This is a genomic window from Streptomyces sp. NPDC001902 (assembly GCF_042891295.1).
GTDB lineage: Bacteria > Actinomycetota > Actinomycetes > Streptomycetales > Streptomycetaceae > Actinacidiphila.
Genome location: NZ_JBIATA010000017.1, coordinates 57,259 through 74,876, shown reverse-complemented (window position 1 = coordinate 74,876; position 17,618 = coordinate 57,259). Strand labels below are relative to the sequence as shown.

Genomic DNA, 17,618 nt, shown 5'->3' with positions numbered 1-17,618 from the left:
CGGAACCAGACCTTCGGTTCCGGGGGCTTCGTCGTGTGCCGCGCCGGGCGCTACGCCTTGACGAGGTCCTCGTTCTCCTCCTCGGGCTCGCGGCCCGGGGTGGGGAGGTTGAACTTGGTGATCGCGAAGCGGAAGACCACGTAGTAGATCACCGAGAAGACGAGTCCGATCGGGATGATCAGCCACGGCTTGGTCGACAGGTTCCAGTTCAGGGCGTAGTCGATGGCACCGGCCGAGAACGTGAAGCCTGCGTGCACCCCGAAGGCCCAGGTCACCGCCATGGAGACGGCCGTCAGCACCGCGTGGATCGCGTACAGCAGCGGCGCGATGAACATGAAGGAGAACTCGATCGGCTCGGTGACACCGGTGACGAAGGAGGTCAGGGCGAGGGAGAGCATCATGCCCATGACGGCCTTGCGGCGCTCCGGACGGGCCGTGTGGGCGATGGCCAGGGCGGCGGCCGGGAGGCCGAACATCATGATCGGGAAGAAGCCGGTCATGAACTGTCCGGCGGAGGGGTCGCCGGCGAAGAAGCGGGTCAGGTCGCCGTGGACGACGGCGCCGCTGGAGTTGGTGAAGTCACCCAGCTGGAACCAGGCCACCGAGTTCACGAACTGGTGCATGCCGATCGGGATCAGCGCACGGTTGATCAGGCCGAACAGCGCGGCGCCGAAGGAACCGAGACCGGTCATCCACTCGCCGAAGTTGCTGATGACGTCGCCGATGGGCTCCCAGCCCAGGACGACCAGCACGCCGAGCGCGGTGCCCACGAACGCCATGATGATCGGCACCAGGCGGCGGCCGTTGAAGAAGCCCAGCCAGTCCACCAGCTTGGTGCGGTGGAAGCGCTGCCAGATCACGGCCGAGAGCAGGCCGATGATGATGCCGCCGAGCACACCGGGGTTCTGGTAGGAGGCCGGGATGACGTCGGAGCCCTTCTGCCAGACCCCGCCGCCGAATCCCGATCCGATGAAGGTCGCGCCGTCGGGCACGCCGTCCTCGATCGGGAACTGGTGGATCACCAGGTAGTAGGTGAAGAAGCCGACCACTGCGGCCAGCGCCGTGGAACCGTCGGCCTTCTTGGCGAATCCGATGGCGACGCCGATCGCGAAGAGCAGGGGCAGGCCGAGCGACGAATCGAGCAGAGCGCCACCTGCGCCGGCGAACACCTTGGCCACGTTGTCCCAGCCGAGGCCGTCCGCGCCGAACACGTCGGACTGGCCGAGACGGAGCAGAAGGCCCGCCGCCGGCAGGACGGCGATCGGCAGCTGCAGGCTGCGGCCGACCTTCTGCAGGCCTTGGAAAAGGCCGGAGCCCCGCTTCTTCGCTGCGGGGGCCGCCGATGCGGTGGCGGTTGTCATGGGGGGTCCTCCTGGTCTAAACCACCGAGTGGTGTAGACCAGTATTAAATGTAAGCGACGCGTCAAGGAAAGGCTCCTCCGGTGTGGTCTAGACCACACTCCTGAGCGTGGCGTCCCCGCTACGCCTTGACGTTGCCCCGCTCCATCTCCTCCGCGACCTCCTCCGGCTCACGCCCCGGCGTCGCCAGGTCGAACCTGGTGATCACGAAGCGGAAGAGCACGTAGTACACCGCCGCGAAGACCAGACCGATCGGGACGATCAACCAGGGCTTCGTCGCCAGGTGCCAGTTGATGACGTAGTCGATCAGCCCCGCCGAGAAGCTGAAGCCGTCGTGCACGCCCAGCGCCCACGTCACCGCCATCGACACCCCCGTCAGCACCGCGTGGATCGCGTACAGCGCCGGCGCGATGAACAGGAACGAGTACTCGATCGGCTCGGTGATGCCCGTCACGAACGAGGTCAGCGCCACCGACAGCATCAGGCCCCCGACCTCCTTGCGGCGCCCCGGGCGGGCGCAGTGCGTGATCGCCAGCGCGGCGGCCGGCAGGGCGAACATCATGATCGGGAAGAAGCCGGAGGTGAACTGCCCGGCCGTCGGGTCACCCGCCAGGAAACGCGTGATGTCCCCGTGCACCACCGTCCCGTCCGGCTTGGTGAAACTGCCGAACTGGAACCACACGAAGACGTTGAGGAACTGGTGCAGCCCCACCGTCAGCAGCGCCCGGTTCGCGACGCCGAAGATCCCCGCCCCGTACGAGCCCAGGTCCGTGAGCCACTGGCTGAAGGCGGTGAGCCCGGCACCGACCGGCGGCCAGACGAACACGCACAGCACCGCGAAGGCGATCGCGACGAACGCCATGACGATCGGCACCAGCCGGCGCCCGTTGAAGAAGCCCAGCCAGTCCACCAGCCTCGTGCGGTGGTAGCGCTGCCAGAAGAACGCCGTCAGCAGCCCGATCACGATCCCGCCGAACACCCCCGGGTTCTGGTACGCCGCCGGAGCCGCCGCCGACGGTGTCCCCGGCGGGATGCACGCCCCGCTGATGGTGCTCGTCGCCAGGAAGGCCGTCCCCGGCGGGCAGTCCTGCGGGAACTGGTGCAGCACCCCGTAGTAGACGAGGAAACCCGCGACCGCCGCCAGCGCCGTCGAACCGTCCGACTTCTTCGCCATCCCGATCGCGACACCCACCGCGAACAGCAGCGGCAGCCCCAGCGAACCGTCCAGCAGCGCCCCGCCCGCGCCGTCGAAGACCTTCGCCACGTTGTCCCAGCCCAGGCCCTTCGGGCCGAAGACGTCGTCCTGGCCCAGCCGGTTCAGGATGCCCGCCGCCGGAAGCACCGCGATCGGCAGCTGCAGGCTCCGTCCCATCTTCTGCAGGCCCTGGAACAGGACACCGCTCCACTTCCGGCTCGGACGCGGGGCGGCTGCGGCGGCGTCCGGACCCATGGGACTACCTCCCGGCAGGTAATGTGGTGTAGACCAGTTGCGGCACGGCTGCGTCACCCATGCATCCCCGCAAAAGCGGTCCGCCACTGCATTACGGTGTGAAATCGGACCGAACGGCCGAGACCAACCAGGAGTACAGATGGCCAGCAAGGCAGAGAAGATCGTCGCCGGGCTCGGCGGACTCGACAACATCGAAGAAGTCGAGGGCTGCATCACCCGTCTCCGCACCGAGGTCAAGGACGCCTCGCTCGTCGACGACGCCGCGCTCAAGGCCGCCGGAGCGCACGGCGTCGTCAAGATGGGCAACGCGATCCAGGTCGTCATCGGCACCGACGCCGACCCCATCGCCGCCGACATCGAGGACATGATGTGACCCGGCGCTGACCGCCGGGGCCACCCCCACCTCACCCGCAAGGGGCCCGTTCCCGGACCGGCACGGGCCCCGGGCCGCGCTACGACTAGGCTCGACGCCATGTCTCGTATCGACGGCCGCACCCCCGAAGAGCTCCGCCCCGTCACCATCCAGCGCGGCTGGAGCAAGCACGCCGAAGGATCCGTCCTCGTCTCCTTCGGCGACACCAAGGTCCTCTGCACCGCATCCGTCACCGAGGGCGTCCCCCGCTGGCGCAAGGGCAGCGGCGAAGGCTGGGTCACCGCCGAGTACGCCATGCTGCCCCGCGCCACCAACACCCGAGGCGACCGCGAGTCCGTCCGCGGCAAGATCGGCGGCCGCACCCACGAGATCTCCCGCCTCATCGGCCGCTCCCTGCGCGCCGTCATCGACTACAAGGCGCTCGGGGAGAACACCGTCGTCCTCGACTGCGACGTCCTCCAGGCCGACGGCGGCACCCGCACCGCCGCCATCACCGGCGCCTACGTCGCCCTCGCCGACGCCGTCACCTGGATGCACGGCCGCAAGCTCGTCCGCGCCAAGGCCCAGCCCCTCAGCGGCACCGTCAGCGCCGTCAGCGTCGGCATCATCGACGGCGTCCCCATGCTCGACCTCTGCTACGAGGAGGACGTCCGCGCGGAGACCGACATGAACGTCGTCTGCACCGGCGACGGCCGCTTCGTCGAGGTCCAGGGCACCGCCGAGGGCCAGCCCTTCGACCGCAAGGAACTCAACAGCCTCCTCGACCTCGCCGTCGCCGGCTGTGCCGAACTCGACGCGCTCCAGCGCGCCGCCCTCACCGACCTCGAACAGATCACCAAGAACTGACAAAGAGCACGTCTGCAAAACGCAACCCGAGGACGGCGCGGTGCGTATGTAAAGGTATGCACCCACGCACCCGCCGCCTCGCGGCGCTCGCCACCGCGGCCGCCCTCGGCACCACCGTCCTCATCGGCTGCAGCGCCGTCGACGCGGTCGACAAGGCCCTCGACTGCGCCAACGTCGCAGCCCAGGTCGCCACCGACGTCCAGAACCTGCAGAACGCCGTCAGCAACGCCGGCAACAGCCCGCAGGACGCCGCCAACGCCCTCGACCAGATCGCCGACGACCTCGCCGACCTCGGCGACAAGACCGGCAACGCCGACGTCAACACCGCCGTCGGCGACCTCCAGAAGGCCGTCGAGAACGCACAGAAGGCCGCCGAGAACGGCGACGTCCCCGACATCACCCCCGTCGCCGACGCCGCATCCGAACTCTCCAAGGTCTGCACCCCCGGCTGACGGGATAATCGGACCATGCCGCACACCCGCCTGGTCCTCGCCACCCGCAACGCCCACAAGGTCGCCGAACTCCACGCCATCCTGGCCGACGCCGGACTCGGCGTGGAGCTCGTCGGCGCCGACGCCTACCCCGAGATCCCCGACGTCCGCGAAACCGGCGTCACCTTCGCCGAGAACGCCCTCCTCAAGGCCCACGCCCTCGCCCAGGCCACCGGCCTCCCCGCCGTCGCCGACGACTCCGGCCTCTGCGTCGACGTCCTCGGCGGCGCCCCCGGCATCTTCTCCGCCCGCTGGGCCGGCAAGCACGGCGACGACCGCGCCAACCTCGAACTCCTCCTCGCCCAGCTCTCCGACATCGACACCCCCCACCGCGCCGCCCACTTCATGTGCGCCGCCGCCCTCGCCCTCCCCGACGGCACCGAACGCGTCGTCGAGGGCCGCCTCCTCGGCACGCTGCGCTTCGAGCCCCACGGCGCGAACGGCTTCGGCTACGACCCGATCCTCCAGCCGCTCGGCGAGTCCCGGACCTGCGCCGAACTCACCGCGGAGGAGAAGAACGCCATCAGCCACCGCGGCCTGGCCTTCCGGGGCCTGGTGCCGGTGGTGCGGGAACTGGTGGGGTGACATGACGAAGGGGCGCGGCATCTTGGAGATGCCGCGCCCCCGGCGGTGGGCCCGGTGGGACTCGAACCCACGACACACCGGATCTAAACCGGCGTCCTCTTGGCCAGCTGGGATACGGGCCCGCGGCGCCACTCTACTTGGTGGGGGAGCCGACCTGCGCGGGTACGGTGCCGGAGACTGCGCGGCCCGCGAAGCCGGCGGTCTGGCTGTGGCACGAGGGGCACAGATACCGGAGGTTGCCGATCCGGTTGTCCAGCCGGTCGCCGTTGACGTGATCGATCTCGAGCGTGATCGTCAGCCCCTGCCATGCCGGGCCCGTGCCGCAGGCACCGCATTCGTAGGGCACGCCTTTCTCCTGGAGCGCGCGGTGCGGCATGCGCCGACCGGTACGCGGGCTGCCGGGGGCGAGCAGCCGCAGGATCTGCTTTGCCGATTTGCGGCGCGTGGAGGGGACGCCGCGAGCGTGCGCCTGACCCGTGAAGTGCGCCGTCGACAGCCCCCGCTCCGAGATGAGGCTCTTGAGCCGCCTCCTGGTCGTCCCGTTGTCCGGCAGGTCCAGGAGGCGAACGACGCCCGCGAGGCTCGTCGACCCGGCGACGGCCGCACACAGCCGGTGCACGTCGATGGGCCGTTGTTCCTTGGCGACCGGTCGCGCGAAATGGGAGGTGTCGATCCCGAAGTGGGCGAGTCGGCGCTCAATGTGCCGGTAGGCACTGTCGTACGGAGGCACGTCAAGGTCTTCCAGGATTTCGCGGATGGACCGGCAGCGGGCCGCGGCATCCTCCAGGACCGACCTCGTGTACCTGCGGGGTGGTCTGCTGGGCAGCGCTTCGTCGACGAAGTGTTCCGTGTCGATGCCGTAGTGCCGGAGTCGCTCCTTCAGGTAACCCAGCGGGCCGCTGCCGAGGGGTTGGCCGAGGCGCGTGAGCATGTCCACGAGACTGCGGGACCGGGCAGCGCAGGCCGTGAGCGAGGTGCGGGTGTAGCCCGGACTGTCGTAGAGACGGGACATCTAGCGCACCGCCCCACGGCGCTTGCGGCCCCGGTAAGTGTCGGTGGCCGCGTGGCAGTTCGGGCAGAGCAACCGCAGGTTCTCAGGCCGGTTGTCCCACCAGTCCCCGTTGATGTGGTCGACCTCCAGGCGCAGTGGCGCACCGTTCCACACCGGTCCGGTGCCGCACATCGCGCACAGGTCCTTGAGCCCTTGACGGAGCAGATGTCTGCGCAGACGGTCGCTCTGGATCCGCCCGTCGTTCGGTGTGCCGAGTACCAGTCGGTCGCTCAGTGACCGCCTCGGGCGGCGGGCACCGCTGTTCGGCGTGAAATGTGAGGTGTCGATTCCCAACCGCGCGATGCGGCGCCCGATGTGCGCCTGATTGCCGCCGACCGGACTGACGCCCAGGCGTCTCACCACCTCGGCGATGCTGGTCGACTCGCCAACGACGGCGCGCAACCGGCGTTCGGTGTGGCGGATTCCCTCGGGCTCGAAGTGCGAGCAGTCGACGCCCCAGGCGCTGATGAGCTTGCGCAGGTAGGCGCGGCTGCCGTTGGTGGGCGTTCCCCCGAGCCTGGTGATCACGTCGGAGAGCGACGTGCACTGGGCGGCGGCCTCTTCGACGAGTTCGCGTGTGTATCTCGCGGTCACATATCCCCCATGCGATCGTGTGTTGCACTTTCGCACGTTTTAACGACCCGTTCGTACGACGGTTACGCCGACCGGGATACGCCGAAGGGCGCCCGGAACGACACACCGGGCGCCCTTCGGCGGAAGAGGTGGGGCTACGCGTCCTTGAGGACCTGGCGCTGGTGGCCGAGGCCGTCGATCTCGAGCTCGACGACGTCGCCGGCCCGGAGGTAGGGCTTGGGCTCGGGGCGGCCGAGGGCGACGCCGGCAGGGGTGCCGGTGTTGATGACGTCGCCGGGGTAGAGGGTCATGAACTGGCTGACGTAGCGGACGACTTCGGCGACCGGGAAGATCTGGTCGGCGGTGCTGCCGTCCTGCTTGAGGTCGCCGTTGACCCACAGCCGCAGGCCCAGGGCCTGGGGGTCGGGGATCTCGTCGGCGGTGACGAGCCAGGGGCCGAGGGGGTTGAAGGTCTCGCAGTTCTTGCCCTTGTCCCACTGGCCGCCGCGTTCGATCTGGAAGGCGCGTTCGGAGACGTCGTGGGCGACGGCGTAGCCCGCGACGGCGGCGAGGGCCTCGGTGCCGTCGGCCGCGTAGCGCAGTTCGCGGCCGATGACGACGGCGAGTTCGACCTCCCAGTCGGTCTTGAGGCTGCCGCGGGGGACGAGGACGGTGTCGTCGGGGCCGACGACGGTGTCGGGGGCCTTCATGAACAGGATGGGCTCGTCGGGGACGGCGGCGCCGGTCTCGCGGGCGTGGTCGTGGTAGTTGAGGCCGATGCAGACGATCTTGCCGATGCGGCTGAGCGGGGGGCCGACGCGCAGGTCCTCGGGGTCGAGGGCGGGGAGGGTGCCGTCGGCGGCCGCGGTGCGGATGCGGGCGAGGGCGTCCGCGTCGGCGAGCAGGGGGCCGTCGATGTCGGGGGTGAGGGAGGACAGGTCGCGCAGGGTGCCGTCCTGGTCGAGCAGGGCCGGGCGTTCGGCTCCGGCGGGGCCGACTCGCAGCAGCTTCACAAGACTCTCCGGGTGTGGTCGGGGGTGGTGGTGGTCGTGGCCGAGGTCATGTCCGGGGTCATGTCCGATGGGGGCGGTCATCGGAGGTCTTGGTTGATCCTCCAGCGGCGGGGGTGGCGTCCGCAACCCCTTGACCATGGTGTGGACGGTGCAGCCAGGTGCGTTCGGCGGCGGTCCAGGCGGTCGAGGTGGCGATGTAGAGCCCGGCGGCCGGGGGGACGATCGCGGCGGTGAGGAGGGTGCCGAAGGAGAGCAGCGGCAGGTGCTTGGCGAGGCCCTGGGCGTCGGGGGCGGCCTTGCGGGCGCGGCGGTAGGACCAGAAGGCGACGGCGGCGACCACGACGAGGATCGCGATGTGGAGGGCTCCGGCGCGCTCGTCGCCGATCCGGGCGGCGGAGGAGGCGTGGTAGAGCACGAAGAAGGCGGGGAGTTGGAGGAGCGTGGGGAGCATGCCGGCGAAGGGGGAGGAGCCCTCGTCCGCGTAGAGGTCGGTCAGTGCGCGCTGGAGTTTCTGCGGGTCGCGCCCGTGCTTGCGGCGCAGTTCGGCGACGCGCGGGGCGAGGGCGGCGCGGGTCTTCTCGCCGCGGGCGGCGGCGCGGGCGAGCGGGTGGAGGGCGAGCCTGACGAGGACGGTGAACAGGACGATCGCGGCGGCTGGTGCGGCGGCGGGTCCGGTGAGGGGGGTGACGGCGTGGGTGAGGGTGAGCAGGAGGTGCGTGAACACGGACATGGGGGTGGGACCCTCCGCGGGTGTCGTCGTGCCGGTCGGGGTGGGCGCGGCGTGACGGGGCGCGGTGGGGCAGCGGGTGCCGGGGTGCGGTGGCGGTCGCGTTGCCCCTAGGCGGCCGTCGGGAGGGGGCGGCCGGGGGCCCTGGGGCGTGGGCGGCCGGAGGCGTCGGGGTCGCGCTGGGGGAGGAAGGCGGTGCGGCGTTGCCGGTCGCGCAGCGCGGTGCGGACGCGTCCGCGGGGTACGGGTGGTGCCGTGGCCGTGAGGCGGAGGGCGCTGCCGAGCAGGAGGGCGACGGCGGCGGTGGTCGCGGCGGCGGCGACGGCGGTGGTGAGGCCGGTGTGGGTGAGCAGCAGTGCGGTGAGGAGGAGCAGGAGTGCGGCGCCGTGCAGGCGTGCGGCCGCGGCGGTCCTGCGGATCACGTGGGCTGCTCCTTCCGTTCGTTCTGCAGGGGATGACGAACGGGGGGTCAGCGTGGTTCCGCGGCGGCGAGTCCGCCCCAGACGACGAGGCGGTGGGTGGAGGTGAACTCGGGGGTGCAGGTGGTGAGGGTGATGTAGCGGCCGGGTCCGGTCATGTGCCGGCGGGGGTGGACGGTGCTGTGGGGGACGGGGGCGATGACGGTGCCGTCGGAAGGGGTGGTGCGGGGGACGGTCTGCTGGACGACGTAGGTGTAGCGGGTGGTGGCGGTCTCGACGATGAGGGTGTCGCCGGGGCGGAGCCGGTCGATGCGGCGGAAGGGTTCGCCGTGGGTGTTGCGGTGGCCGGCGAGGCCGAAGTTGCCGGGCTGTCCGGGCCCGGCGGTGTGCGGGTAGTGGCCGGCGTATCCGTGGTTGAGGACTTTGGCGCGGCTGATGCCTTCGGCGATGGGGGCGGTGACGCCGATGCGGGGGATGCGGAGGACGGCGTAGGCCTGGGAGGGGCGTGGGCCGGCGGTGGCGTTCCCGGTGCGGGTGGTGGTGCCGTCGGCCTGGGAGCGGTTTGTGGGTGCGGTACCGGCGGCGACGGCCGCCGTGGATTCCTCCGATGTATCGGAGGTGTCGGCGTCGTCCCACTGCCGTTCCAGGGCGGTCACCCGGTGTGCGGCGGCGGATTGCGCCCGCAGGTTGGTCCACCACAGTTGATGGGCGACGAGCAGCAGGAGGACGGCGCCGAGGGTGAGGGCGGCTTCGCCGGCGCCCCACAGCGCGCGTCCCTGCCAGCGCAGCGGGGCGTGGGCGTGGGCGCGGGTGGGCATGCGGGCACCGTAGATGACGCCGCGTCAGATTCCCAGGGTCGCGGCTGAGCCCGCTGCCCCGCCCGCGGGCTCCCTCACCCGGCCAGGAGCCGGGACACGCTGTAGATGGCAAGGCCCGCCAGGGCGCCCACGACGGTGCCGTTGATCCGGATGAACTGCAGGTCGCGCCCGACGTTGGCCTCGATCTTGCGGGTGGTCTGCTCGGGGTCCCAGCCGGCGATGGTGTCGGTGATCAGCGCGGTGATCTCGTCGCGGTAGGTGGTGACCACGTACGTGGCGGCGTCCTCCAGCCAGCCGTCGATCTTGGCGGTCAGCCGGGGGTCCTCGGTCATCCGCGCCCCCAGCGACAGCAGTGAGGCACGGGCCCGCAGCCGCAGCTCGCTGCGCTCGTCCTCGGCGGCGGCGACGATCATGCCGCGGACCGAGCCCCACGCGGACTCGATGAGGTCCTGGACCTCGCTGCGGGCGATCAGGTCCTTCTTGAGCCGTTCGACGCGGGCCCGGGTGTCCGGGTCGGACTGCAGCTCGAAGGCGAAGTCGGCCAGGAAGCGGTCGATGGCGCCGCGGGCGGGGTGCTCGGGCATGTCCCGCATCTCGGCGGTGAAGCGCACGAGTTCCTTGTAGACGCGTTCACCGACGCGGCGGTCCACGAAGCGCGGTGTCCAGCCGGGGGCGCCCTCTTGGACGGCGTGCATCACCGAGTCGGAGTGCTCGACCAGCCAGTCGTGCGCCCGGACGCAGACCAGGTCGACCACCCGCCGGTGCCCGCCGTCGGCGACGACGCGCTCCAGCATCTTCCCTATCCCCGGGGCGATCTCCTGGGCGTCCGCGCGCCGGGTGATGGCCTCGCCGACCACCGCCTGGACGTCGGAGTCGCGCAGCACGGTCAGGGCGCCGCGCAGCGCCGCGGCTCCCTGCTCGGTGACGCGGTCGGCGTGTTCGGGGTGTTCCAGCCAGGCGCCGAGCCGCCGGGCGATGCCGACCTTGCGCAGCCGGGTGCGGACGACCTGCGGGGACAGGAAGTTCTCGCCGACGAAGTCGCCGAGGGTGCGGCCGAGCGCGTCCTTCTTGGTGGGGATGATCGCGGTGTGCGGGATGGGCAGGCCGAGCGGCCTGCGGAAGAGCGCGGTCACCGCGAACCAGTCGGCGAGGGCACCGACCATGCCGGCCTCGGCGGCGGCCGCGACGTAGCCGGACCATCCGCCGGCTCCCGCCGACTCGGCCCACTTGGCCAGCGCGTAGACCGCGGTGGCCACCAGCAGCAGGCCGGTGGCGATCACCTTCATGCGTCGTACGCCCCGCCGCCGGCCCTCGTCGGCGGGGCTGTATGAGAACGCCGGAGTCGGGTCTTGGTCCGATCCGGTCACCGGGGCCGTTTCCATCCGTCGTATCCACTCCTTCCGCGTATCGTCCACACCACACTCTTCGAGTGGAACGAACAACGAGTTCCCGGCGTCCGACAATGCAGACGGGCAGGCCCGACGTCTCCATGGGATCATGGCGGCAGCGGATCGCGCCGGTTTCCCGCCCTTTGATCCCAGGAGTGAAGCACCGCATGGCCAGATCGACGGGTTATGCACTGCTCGCCGGAATTGTCGCGCTGGTCGCGGTCATCTCCGCCGCGATCTTCGTCACCGTCAGCCGCGCCGACGGCTCCGGCCGTTCCGGGCAGGACACGGTGGGGGCCGGACTCCCGGGTGTCCCCAACCAGGCTGCGCCCGCGGCGTCGGGTGCGTGGGTGGGCACCTGGTCGACGTCTCCCGTCGGGGGCGAGCCGAACAGGCCGGACGGCTACGCCGGGTGGTCGATCCGCAACGTCGTGCACACCAGTGTCGGCGGCACCTCGGCGCGCGTCCACCTCTCCAACCTCTTCGGCCGGTCGTCCCTGCTGATCGGCCGGGCGACGGTCGCCGTCGCGGCGGACCCGGGGTCGCCGGCGGCGGCGGACGGCACGATGCGGTCGCTGACCTTCGGCGGGCGGACGTCGGTGCGGATCCCCGCGGGCGGCGAGGTCGTCAGCGATCCCGTCCAACTGGCCGTGCCGCACGCGACGGACCTGCTCGTCACGACGTACACGCCGAAGGCCTCGGGCCCGGTGACGTACCACCCGCGGGCGCAGCAGACCTCGTTCATGGCGGCCGGTGAGCGCACCGCGCGGACCGACGGTTCCGGGTACACCACCTTGACCCCCTACTGGCGCTACGTCACGGGGGTCGACGTCTTCACGCGGCAGGCGGCCGGGTCGGTGGTGCTGTTCGGCGACTCGATCACCGACGGCATCACCTCCACCTCCGGCGCGAACCACCGCTGGCCGGACCGCCTGGCGACGCGGCTGCGCGGCTCGGGGGACCGGGGGCTGCGGCTGGGCGTCCTCAACCAGGGGATCAGCGGCAACCGGGTGCTGCGCGACGGCGAGAACGGCGGCAATCCCAGCGGCCTGAGCCGCCTCGACCGTGACGCGCTCTCCCAGGCCGGCGTCCGCACGCTCGTCGTCGAGCTGGGCATCAACGACGTCATGCGACCGCCGCAGCGGACCGGCGCGCAGGAGATCCTCTCCGGGCTGCGGGAGATCGTGGCGCGCGGTCATGAGCGCGGGCTGCGGGTGCTGGGTGCCACGCTGACCCCGTGCGGCGGCCACCCCGGCTCCAACACGCACACCGAGGCGGTGCGGCAGCAGGTGAACGCCGCGATCCGGGCGGGCACGGTCTTCGACGAGGTGATCGACTTCGACCGGGCGCTGCGCGACCCCGGCCGCCCCTCCGCGCTGCTGCCCGCCTACGACTCCGGCGACCATCTGCACCCCAGTGACGCCGGCTACCTGCGCATGGCGGAAACTGTGGAGTTGTCGCTGCTCAAGGGCGGCGCGGCGGCCAAGGTGTGACGAGTACGGACGGACGGCGACACCCATGACGGAGCACACGGGCGGTCTGCCCGGTTACGCGGAGCACTTCAGCGAGCCCGAGGGCTACCTGGACTTCGCCCGCTACGGTCCGCCCTCGCGGGACGTCCTCGACGCCACGGCGGCCGCGCTGGCGGCCTCGGCCGAGGCCGACCACACCACCGTCAACGACCTGATGCGGGCCGAGCCGCGCGCCCGGGCCGCGGCGGCCCGGCTGGCGGGTACGGACACCGGGCACGTGGCGCTGCTGCCCAACGCCTCCACCGGGATCTTCCACGCCGCCTTCGGCGTGCCCGGCGGCGCCGTCCTGGTGCCCTCGGCCGACTTCCCGGCCAACCACTACCCGTGGCGGCGCACGGCCGCCCTCGGCCGGGCGGTGCCGCGCTGGCTGGACGGCGCGCCGACCCCGGACGCGGTGCGCGAGGCGCTGACGGACGACGTGGTGGCGGTCTCGATCAGCGCCGTGGACTTCCGCACCGGCTACCGGGCCGACCTCGCGGCGCTGCGCGAGGTGATCGGCGACCGGCTGCTCGTGGTGGACGCGATGCAGGCGTTCGGCGTCGTCGAGCAGCCATGGCAGGCGGCGGACGTGGTCGTGGCGGGCGGCCAGAAGTGGCTGCGGGCCAGCTGGGCGACCGGGTTCGCGGCGCTGTCGGACCGGGCCCTGGAGCGGCTTGAGCCCACGCTGACGGGTTGGACCGGGGTCGAGGACGTCGCCGTCTTCGACGACACCGAGCACCCGGTCGCGCCGGACGCGCTGCGCTGGAGCATCACCAATCTGAGCCCGGTGACGGCCGCGGCCTTCGCGGCGGCGCTGGAGCTCGTCGAGGGTGTGGGGGTGGCCGCCGTCGAGGCGCACGTCGCGCGCCGGGTCGACGAGCTGATCGACGTGGTCCGCTCGGCCGGCGGGCAGGTGCTGTCCCCGGTGGCCCGTGCCGAGCGGGCGGGCATCGTGTCCTTCGCGCTGCCGGACGTGGACCCGGACCAGATCGCCAAGGCGCTGCACGCGCACGGGGTCACCCCTTCGGTGCGGGCGGACTCCGTCCGGCTGTCGGCCCACGCGTCGACCACGACGGGCGCCGTGGAGCGCGTACGCGCCGCGCTGGCCTCGCTGCGCTGACCGGCAGCGCCTGGCCGGTGCGGACGTACGTCAACGTCATGGACGGGGCGTAGCCCCCCTCGTGGGGCGTTCGTGCCGGAGGGCGAGCTAGGTGTATGCGGCGACGGAGCCGAAGGCGGTGTCGGTGAGGACGCCGGCCGCGGGGGCCACCCGGTAGGTGGCGTGGCGCCGGAAGCCGTCCGCCGCCACGGTCGCGCACAGGAGCGCGGTCCCTCCTCCCGGTGCGGGGAACGGCTCCACCCGTTGGCGCGCAAGCGCCCGGTCTTACGCGCGGTGACCGCCGGGTGCCGCAAAGATTTCACCCGCCGGGGTGGTGGGCGTCACGCTTTCGGCCTGTCACAGGCTTGTCACGGATGCGCCGCGATGACCCCATTTGTCCAGATGGTGGGAGAGTGTCCGGCGGGCCGTACGGCACGATTGACCCAAGATGTTCCGCCGGCGGCACAACCCTCGGCGGCCGCGGAGGAGTCAGTACAGACATGAGCAGCAGCAACGCTTCCCCCGGCGGCTGGGAGAACCGGCCTTCCGGCAAGAAGCCGAAGCGCACCGGTGCCCGCAGACTGATCCCGAGCTGGCGCGCGGTGCTCGGCGCGTTCCTGTTGGTCGTGCTGGCGTGCGCGGGGGCGTTCATCATCGGCTACCAGCTGGTCGACATCCCCAAGGCGAACGCGGGTGCGGTCGCGCAGAGCAACGTCTACCTGTACTCCGACGGCACCCAGCTCGCCCGGGACGGTGCGGTCAACCGCGAGAACGTGGGCCTGGACCAGGTGTCCGAGGTCGCCCAGCACGCCACGCTGGCCGCCGAGGACCGCAACTTCTACCACGAGTCCGCGATCAGTCCGAAGGCGATGCTGCGCGCGGCGTGGAACACCGTCACCGGCAAGGGCAAGCAGTCGGGTTCGACCATCACCCAGCAGTACGTCAAGAACTACTACCTCAACCAGGAGCAGACGGCGGTCCGCAAGGCCAAGGAGTTCTTCATCGCGATCAAGCTGGACCGCGAGAAGACCAAGGAGGAGATCCTCGAGGGCTACCTCAACACCAGCTACTACGGCCGCAACGCCTACGGCATCCAGGCCGCCGCCCAGGCCTACTTCGGCAAGGACGCCGACGAACTCGACGCCGCCGAGGGCGCGTACCTGGCGACCCTGCTCAACGCGCCCAGCGAGTACGACATCGTGGCCCACCCGGAGAACAAGGCCAAGGCGGAGGCGCGCTGGGACTACGTGCTGGACGGCATGGTCAAGGAGGGCTGGCTGAGCGAGGGCGAGCGCGCCGGGCTGAAGTTCCCGACGCCGCAGAAGGCCAAGGCCGCCACCGGGATGTCCGGCCAGCGCGGCTACCTGGTCGAGGCCGTCAAGGACTACCTGTACGGGGCCGGGATCCTGGACGAGGAGACCTTGCGCTCCGGCGGTTACCGGATCACCACCACCATCGACCGCAAGAAGGAGAAGGCCTTCGTCAAGGCGGCCGAGGAGCAACTCCTGGACAAGCTGGACCCGAAGAAGCACCCGGTGGACAAGTTCGTGCGGGTCGGCGGCGCGTCCATCGACCCGGCCACGGGCAAGGTCGTCGCGATGTACGGCGGCGTCGACTACACCAAGCAGTTCGTCAACAACGCGACCCGCACGGACTACCAGGTGGGCTCCACCTTCAAGCCGTTCATCTTCGCCTCCGCCGTCCAGAACGACTCCACCACCCAGAGCGGCCGGCGCATCACCCCCTACACCGTCTACGACGGCCGGAACAAGCGCGAGGTCATCGGTCCCGACGGCCCCACCGGTTACGCCCCGGGCAACGAGGACGGCGTCTCGTACGGGTCGATCACGGTCACCAACGCCATGGACAAGTCCGTGAACTCGGTCTACGCCCAGATGGCGCAGGACGTCGGCCCGGGCAAGGTCAACGACACGGTGCGGGCGCTGGGCATGCCGGAGAAGGTGAAGCTGGTGACCACCCCGGCGATGGCGCTCGGCACGATGACGGCGAGCCCGCTGGACATGGCGCAGACCTACGCGACGCTCGCCAACCACGGCCGCTACGTCCCGTACACCATGGTGGTGAAGATCACCAAGAACGGGCACGACGTGCAGCTGCCCACGCGCCGGCCCACCCAGGCCGTCCACCGCGAGGCCGCCGACACCACGACCTCCATCCTGCGTTCGGTGGTCCGGGGCGGCACCGCCACCGCGGCGCAGGCCGCGGGGCGGCCCGCCGCGGGCAAGACCGGCACGGCGGAGGAGGACAGGGCCGCCTGGTTCGCCGGCTACACCCCGGACCTGGCCACCGTCGTCGCCGTGATGGGCCAGGACTCCCAGACCGGCGCCCAGAAGAAGCTCTACAACGTCACGGGACTGTCCCGGGTCAACGGCGGCGGCTACCCCACGCAGATCTGGGCCCAGTACACGGCCGACGCGCTGGAGGGTAAGCCGGCGAAGAACTTCAAGCTGCGGCTGGAGCCCGGTGCCCAGGCCCCGCCGACCTCCGCCCCGCCGGCCACCTCCGCCCCGCCCACCACTTCGGCCCCGCCGACGACCTCGGCCCCGCCGGAGTCCTCCGAGCCCCCCGGCACGGAGGAACCGCCCACCAGCGAGGCGCCGACCGAGCCCAGCGGCCCAGCCAGCCCCGGCGAGGACGGCGGCACCGAGGGCGGCGGACTGCCCATCGGCGGCCTGGACGGCGACCCCGGCGGCGGGGACGACTTCCCGTAGGCACGGGGCCGGGCGCCGCCGGGGTTCCCCCGACGGCGCCCGGCGTGGCCCGGTGCGGCCTGGTCAGCGCAGGTCAGTGCCCCGTGGTCGCCTTCAGACCGACCACGGACACCAGCAGCAGGCAGATGAAGAAGATCCGGGCGGCGGTCGCCGGCTCACCCAGCACGACGATGCCGAGCACCGCCGCGCCGGCCGCCCCGATCCCGACCCACACCCCGTAGGCGGTGCCGATCGGCAGCGTCCTCGCCGCGTACGACAGCAGCAGCATGCTCGCCACAATGCCGAGCCCCGTGCCGACGCTGGGCCACAGCCGGGTGAAGCCGTCGGTGTACTTCATGCCGATCGACCAGCCGACCTCGAGCAGGCCGGCGGCACACAACAGGACCCATGCCATGACGGGCACCTCCACGATCCTCAAGGGGTCAGAAGGCGTCGTCTTTGCATGGGCCCTGGTACGGCGCGTCTCGTCAGGGGACGAACACGACGATAACAAATCAGAGGTAGAGGCCGGTCGAGTCCTCCGAGCCCTGCAGCCGCTCCGCCGCCACCGCGTGCAGGTCCCGCTCACGCATCAGCACGTACGCCGTGCCGCGCACCTCGACCTCGGCCCGGTCCTCCGGGTCGAAGAGCACCCGGTCGCCGACCTCCACGGTCCGTACGTTCTGTCCCACCGCGACGACCTCGGCCCAGGCGAGCCGCTTGCCGACGGCCGCCGTGGCGGGGATCAGGATGCCGCCGCCGGAGCGCCGCTCACCCTCGGGGACGTCGGAGCGCACCAGCACGCGGTCGTGCAGCATGCGGATGGGCAGCTTGTCATGCGTATTCGAACTCACAGGTACGACGTTACCGGCGTCGCCGGCGCAGTGAGAGCCCGGCCACCACGGCGACCAGCGCCACCGCCGCCACCGCGACCGGCACGATGCGCTCCACGCGCGGCGCGCCGTCCTCCGCCACGAAGTGGCCCCGCAGCTCGGTCACACCCCGGTTGACCGCCACGTACGCACGGCCCGCGGTGCGGTCCACCGCGGAGGCGACCTTCGCCTTGGCGTCCGCCGCGATCGTGCTGGGGTGCACCCGCACCGCGATCTCGTCCAGCGTCGCGGCGAGCGCCTGCCGCTTGAGGGCGATGTCCGCCTCGATCTGAGCAGGGCTCCTGCCATCTGACACTGCTCCGCCTCCATCG

Annotated in this window: 20 protein-coding genes and 1 tRNA gene; 7 read left to right on the top strand and 14 right to left on the bottom strand. The window is 71.4% G+C overall.

Features of this window, described 5'->3' with window-relative positions; translation table 11 throughout:
- Positions 1-50: 50 nt before the first annotated feature.
- The gene (locus ACFYYN_RS25930; protein ID WP_500547700.1) at positions 51-1,361 is read right to left on the bottom strand and encodes a PTS transporter subunit EIIC; all 1,311 of its coding nucleotides are present in this window, start codon (positions 1,359-1,361) and stop codon (positions 51-53) included.
- A gap of 119 nt (positions 1,362-1,480) precedes the next feature.
- On the bottom strand, positions 1,481-2,809 hold the full coding sequence (locus ACFYYN_RS25925; protein ID WP_500547699.1) for a PTS transporter subunit EIIC: 1,329 nt from the start codon (positions 2,807-2,809) through the stop codon (positions 1,481-1,483).
- A gap of 139 nt (positions 2,810-2,948) precedes the next feature.
- Between ACFYYN_RS25925 and ACFYYN_RS25920 the strand changes: the two genes are divergently transcribed.
- The 4 genes from ACFYYN_RS25920 (at position 2,949) to rdgB (ending at position 5,104) form a co-directional block, all read left to right on the top strand.
- A complete protein-coding gene (locus tag ACFYYN_RS25920) occupies positions 2,949-3,182 on the top strand; it encodes a PTS sugar transporter subunit IIB (protein WP_499512074.1) in 234 nt (77 codons plus the stop codon).
- A 99-nt stretch (positions 3,183-3,281) separates the two neighbouring features.
- Positions 3,282-4,028, top strand: a complete 747-nt coding sequence (gene rph, locus ACFYYN_RS25915; RefSeq protein ID WP_500331297.1) for a ribonuclease PH — start codon at positions 3,282-3,284, stop codon at positions 4,026-4,028.
- Positions 4,029-4,084: 56 nt separating this feature from the next.
- Complete coding sequence (locus tag ACFYYN_RS25910; RefSeq protein WP_500547698.1) at positions 4,085-4,480, top strand: hypothetical protein; 396 nt, start codon at positions 4,085-4,087, stop codon at positions 4,478-4,480.
- Positions 4,481-4,495: 15 nt separating this feature from the next.
- Entirely contained in the window at positions 4,496-5,104 is a 609-nt protein-coding gene (gene rdgB / locus ACFYYN_RS25905; RefSeq protein ID WP_499512071.1) for a non-canonical purine NTP pyrophosphatase, read from the top strand.
- 46 nt (positions 5,105-5,150) lie between these two features.
- On the opposite strand, the gene ACFYYN_RS25900 is transcribed toward rdgB, so the two are convergent.
- The 8 genes from ACFYYN_RS25900 to ACFYYN_RS25865 form a co-directional block, all read right to left on the bottom strand.
- Positions 5,151-5,226, bottom strand: a tRNA-Leu gene (locus ACFYYN_RS25900).
- Between the two features lie 11 nt (positions 5,227-5,237).
- On the bottom strand, positions 5,238-6,116 hold the full coding sequence (locus ACFYYN_RS25895) for an HNH endonuclease signature motif containing protein (RefSeq protein ID WP_500547697.1): 879 nt from the start codon (positions 6,114-6,116) through the stop codon (positions 5,238-5,240).
- Positions 6,117-6,749, bottom strand: a complete 633-nt coding sequence (locus ACFYYN_RS25890; protein ID WP_500547696.1) for an HNH endonuclease signature motif containing protein — start codon at positions 6,747-6,749, stop codon at positions 6,117-6,119.
- A 134-nt stretch (positions 6,750-6,883) separates the two neighbouring features.
- Positions 6,884-7,741 (bottom strand): fumarylacetoacetate hydrolase family protein, encoded by an 858-nt coding sequence (locus ACFYYN_RS25885; RefSeq protein WP_500331307.1) that lies wholly within the window; start codon positions 7,739-7,741, stop codon positions 6,884-6,886.
- Between the two features lie 58 nt (positions 7,742-7,799).
- Positions 7,800-8,471 carry a YidC/Oxa1 family membrane protein insertase gene (locus ACFYYN_RS25880; protein WP_500547695.1) on the bottom strand — a complete coding sequence of 224 codons (672 nt, stop codon included), beginning with the start codon at positions 8,469-8,471 and terminating at the stop codon, positions 7,800-7,802.
- A 107-nt stretch (positions 8,472-8,578) separates the two neighbouring features.
- On the bottom strand, positions 8,579-8,887 hold the full coding sequence (locus tag ACFYYN_RS25875) for a DUF6412 domain-containing protein (RefSeq protein WP_500331351.1): 309 nt from the start codon (positions 8,885-8,887) through the stop codon (positions 8,579-8,581).
- A 50-nt stretch (positions 8,888-8,937) separates the two neighbouring features.
- Positions 8,938-9,705: a class E sortase gene (locus tag ACFYYN_RS25870; RefSeq protein WP_500547694.1), complete on the bottom strand. Its 768-nt coding sequence runs from the start codon at positions 9,703-9,705 to the stop codon at positions 8,938-8,940.
- 74 nt (positions 9,706-9,779) lie between these two features.
- Positions 9,780-11,087: a DUF445 domain-containing protein gene (locus ACFYYN_RS25865; protein WP_500547693.1), complete on the bottom strand. Its 1,308-nt coding sequence runs from the start codon at positions 11,085-11,087 to the stop codon at positions 9,780-9,782.
- Positions 11,088-11,260: 173 nt separating this feature from the next.
- On the opposite strand from ACFYYN_RS25865, the gene ACFYYN_RS25860 reads away from it, so the two are divergent.
- The gene (locus tag ACFYYN_RS25860; protein WP_500331313.1) at positions 11,261-12,586 is read left to right on the top strand and encodes an SGNH/GDSL hydrolase family protein; all 1,326 of its coding nucleotides are present in this window, start codon (positions 11,261-11,263) and stop codon (positions 12,584-12,586) included.
- 25 nt (positions 12,587-12,611) lie between these two features.
- Positions 12,612-13,724 (top strand): aminotransferase class V-fold PLP-dependent enzyme, encoded by a 1,113-nt coding sequence (locus ACFYYN_RS25855; protein WP_500547692.1) that lies wholly within the window; start codon positions 12,612-12,614, stop codon positions 13,722-13,724.
- Between the two features lie 87 nt (positions 13,725-13,811).
- Here the strand turns inward: ACFYYN_RS25855 and ACFYYN_RS25850 are convergent, their stop codons facing one another.
- Positions 13,812-13,964: a hypothetical protein gene (locus ACFYYN_RS25850; RefSeq protein ID WP_500547691.1), complete on the bottom strand. Its 153-nt coding sequence runs from the start codon at positions 13,962-13,964 to the stop codon at positions 13,812-13,814.
- Between the two features lie 239 nt (positions 13,965-14,203).
- Here ACFYYN_RS25850 and ACFYYN_RS25845 point away from each other — a divergent pair, with 239 nt between their 5' ends.
- Positions 14,204-16,435, top strand: a complete 2,232-nt coding sequence (locus ACFYYN_RS25845) for a transglycosylase domain-containing protein (protein ID WP_500547690.1) — start codon at positions 14,204-14,206, stop codon at positions 16,433-16,435.
- Between the two features lie 73 nt (positions 16,436-16,508).
- Here the strand turns inward: ACFYYN_RS25845 and ACFYYN_RS25840 are convergent, their stop codons facing one another.
- The 3 genes from ACFYYN_RS25840 to ACFYYN_RS25830 form a co-directional block, all read right to left on the bottom strand.
- Entirely contained in the window at positions 16,509-16,829 is a 321-nt protein-coding gene (locus ACFYYN_RS25840) for a DMT family transporter (protein WP_500547689.1), read from the bottom strand.
- A gap of 100 nt (positions 16,830-16,929) precedes the next feature.
- Entirely contained in the window at positions 16,930-17,268 is a 339-nt protein-coding gene (locus ACFYYN_RS25835) for a GroES family chaperonin (RefSeq protein WP_026251892.1), read from the bottom strand.
- A 10-nt stretch (positions 17,269-17,278) separates the two neighbouring features.
- The gene (locus ACFYYN_RS25830; protein WP_361801395.1) at positions 17,279-17,602 is read right to left on the bottom strand and encodes a DUF3618 domain-containing protein; all 324 of its coding nucleotides are present in this window, start codon (positions 17,600-17,602) and stop codon (positions 17,279-17,281) included.
- Between the last annotated feature and the right edge of the window lie 16 nt (positions 17,603-17,618).

What these genes read in the sequence shown, in the direction of transcription:
- ACFYYN_RS25930 (WP_500547700.1), bottom strand. Translation starts at nt 1,361, where the DNA reads ATGACAACCGCCACCGCATCGGCGGCCCCCGCAGCGAAGAAGCGGGGC.
- ACFYYN_RS25925 (WP_500547699.1), bottom strand. Translation starts at nt 2,809, where the DNA reads ATGGGTCCGGACGCCGCCGCAGCCGCCCCGCGTCCGAGCCGGAAGTGG.
- ACFYYN_RS25920 (WP_499512074.1), top strand. Translation starts at nt 2,949, where the DNA reads ATGGCCAGCAAGGCAGAGAAGATCGTCGCCGGGCTCGGCGGACTCGAC.
- rph (WP_500331297.1), top strand. Translation starts at nt 3,282, where the DNA reads ATGTCTCGTATCGACGGCCGCACCCCCGAAGAGCTCCGCCCCGTCACC.
- ACFYYN_RS25910 (WP_500547698.1), top strand. Translation starts at nt 4,085, where the DNA reads ATGCACCCACGCACCCGCCGCCTCGCGGCGCTCGCCACCGCGGCCGCC.
- rdgB (WP_499512071.1), top strand. Translation starts at nt 4,496, where the DNA reads ATGCCGCACACCCGCCTGGTCCTCGCCACCCGCAACGCCCACAAGGTC.
- ACFYYN_RS25895 (WP_500547697.1), bottom strand. Translation starts at nt 6,116, where the DNA reads ATGTCCCGTCTCTACGACAGTCCGGGCTACACCCGCACCTCGCTCACG.
- ACFYYN_RS25880 (WP_500547695.1), bottom strand. Translation starts at nt 8,471, where the DNA reads ATGTCCGTGTTCACGCACCTCCTGCTCACCCTCACCCACGCCGTCACC.
- ACFYYN_RS25870 (WP_500547694.1), bottom strand. Translation starts at nt 9,705, where the DNA reads ATGCCCACCCGCGCCCACGCCCACGCCCCGCTGCGCTGGCAGGGACGC.
- ACFYYN_RS25865 (WP_500547693.1), bottom strand. Translation starts at nt 11,087, where the DNA reads ATGGAAACGGCCCCGGTGACCGGATCGGACCAAGACCCGACTCCGGCG.
- ACFYYN_RS25860 (WP_500331313.1), top strand. Translation starts at nt 11,261, where the DNA reads ATGGCCAGATCGACGGGTTATGCACTGCTCGCCGGAATTGTCGCGCTG.
- ACFYYN_RS25855 (WP_500547692.1), top strand. Translation starts at nt 12,612, where the DNA reads ATGACGGAGCACACGGGCGGTCTGCCCGGTTACGCGGAGCACTTCAGC.
- ACFYYN_RS25845 (WP_500547690.1), top strand. Translation starts at nt 14,204, where the DNA reads ATGAGCAGCAGCAACGCTTCCCCCGGCGGCTGGGAGAACCGGCCTTCC.
- ACFYYN_RS25840 (WP_500547689.1), bottom strand. Translation starts at nt 16,829, where the DNA reads ATGGCATGGGTCCTGTTGTGTGCCGCCGGCCTGCTCGAGGTCGGCTGG.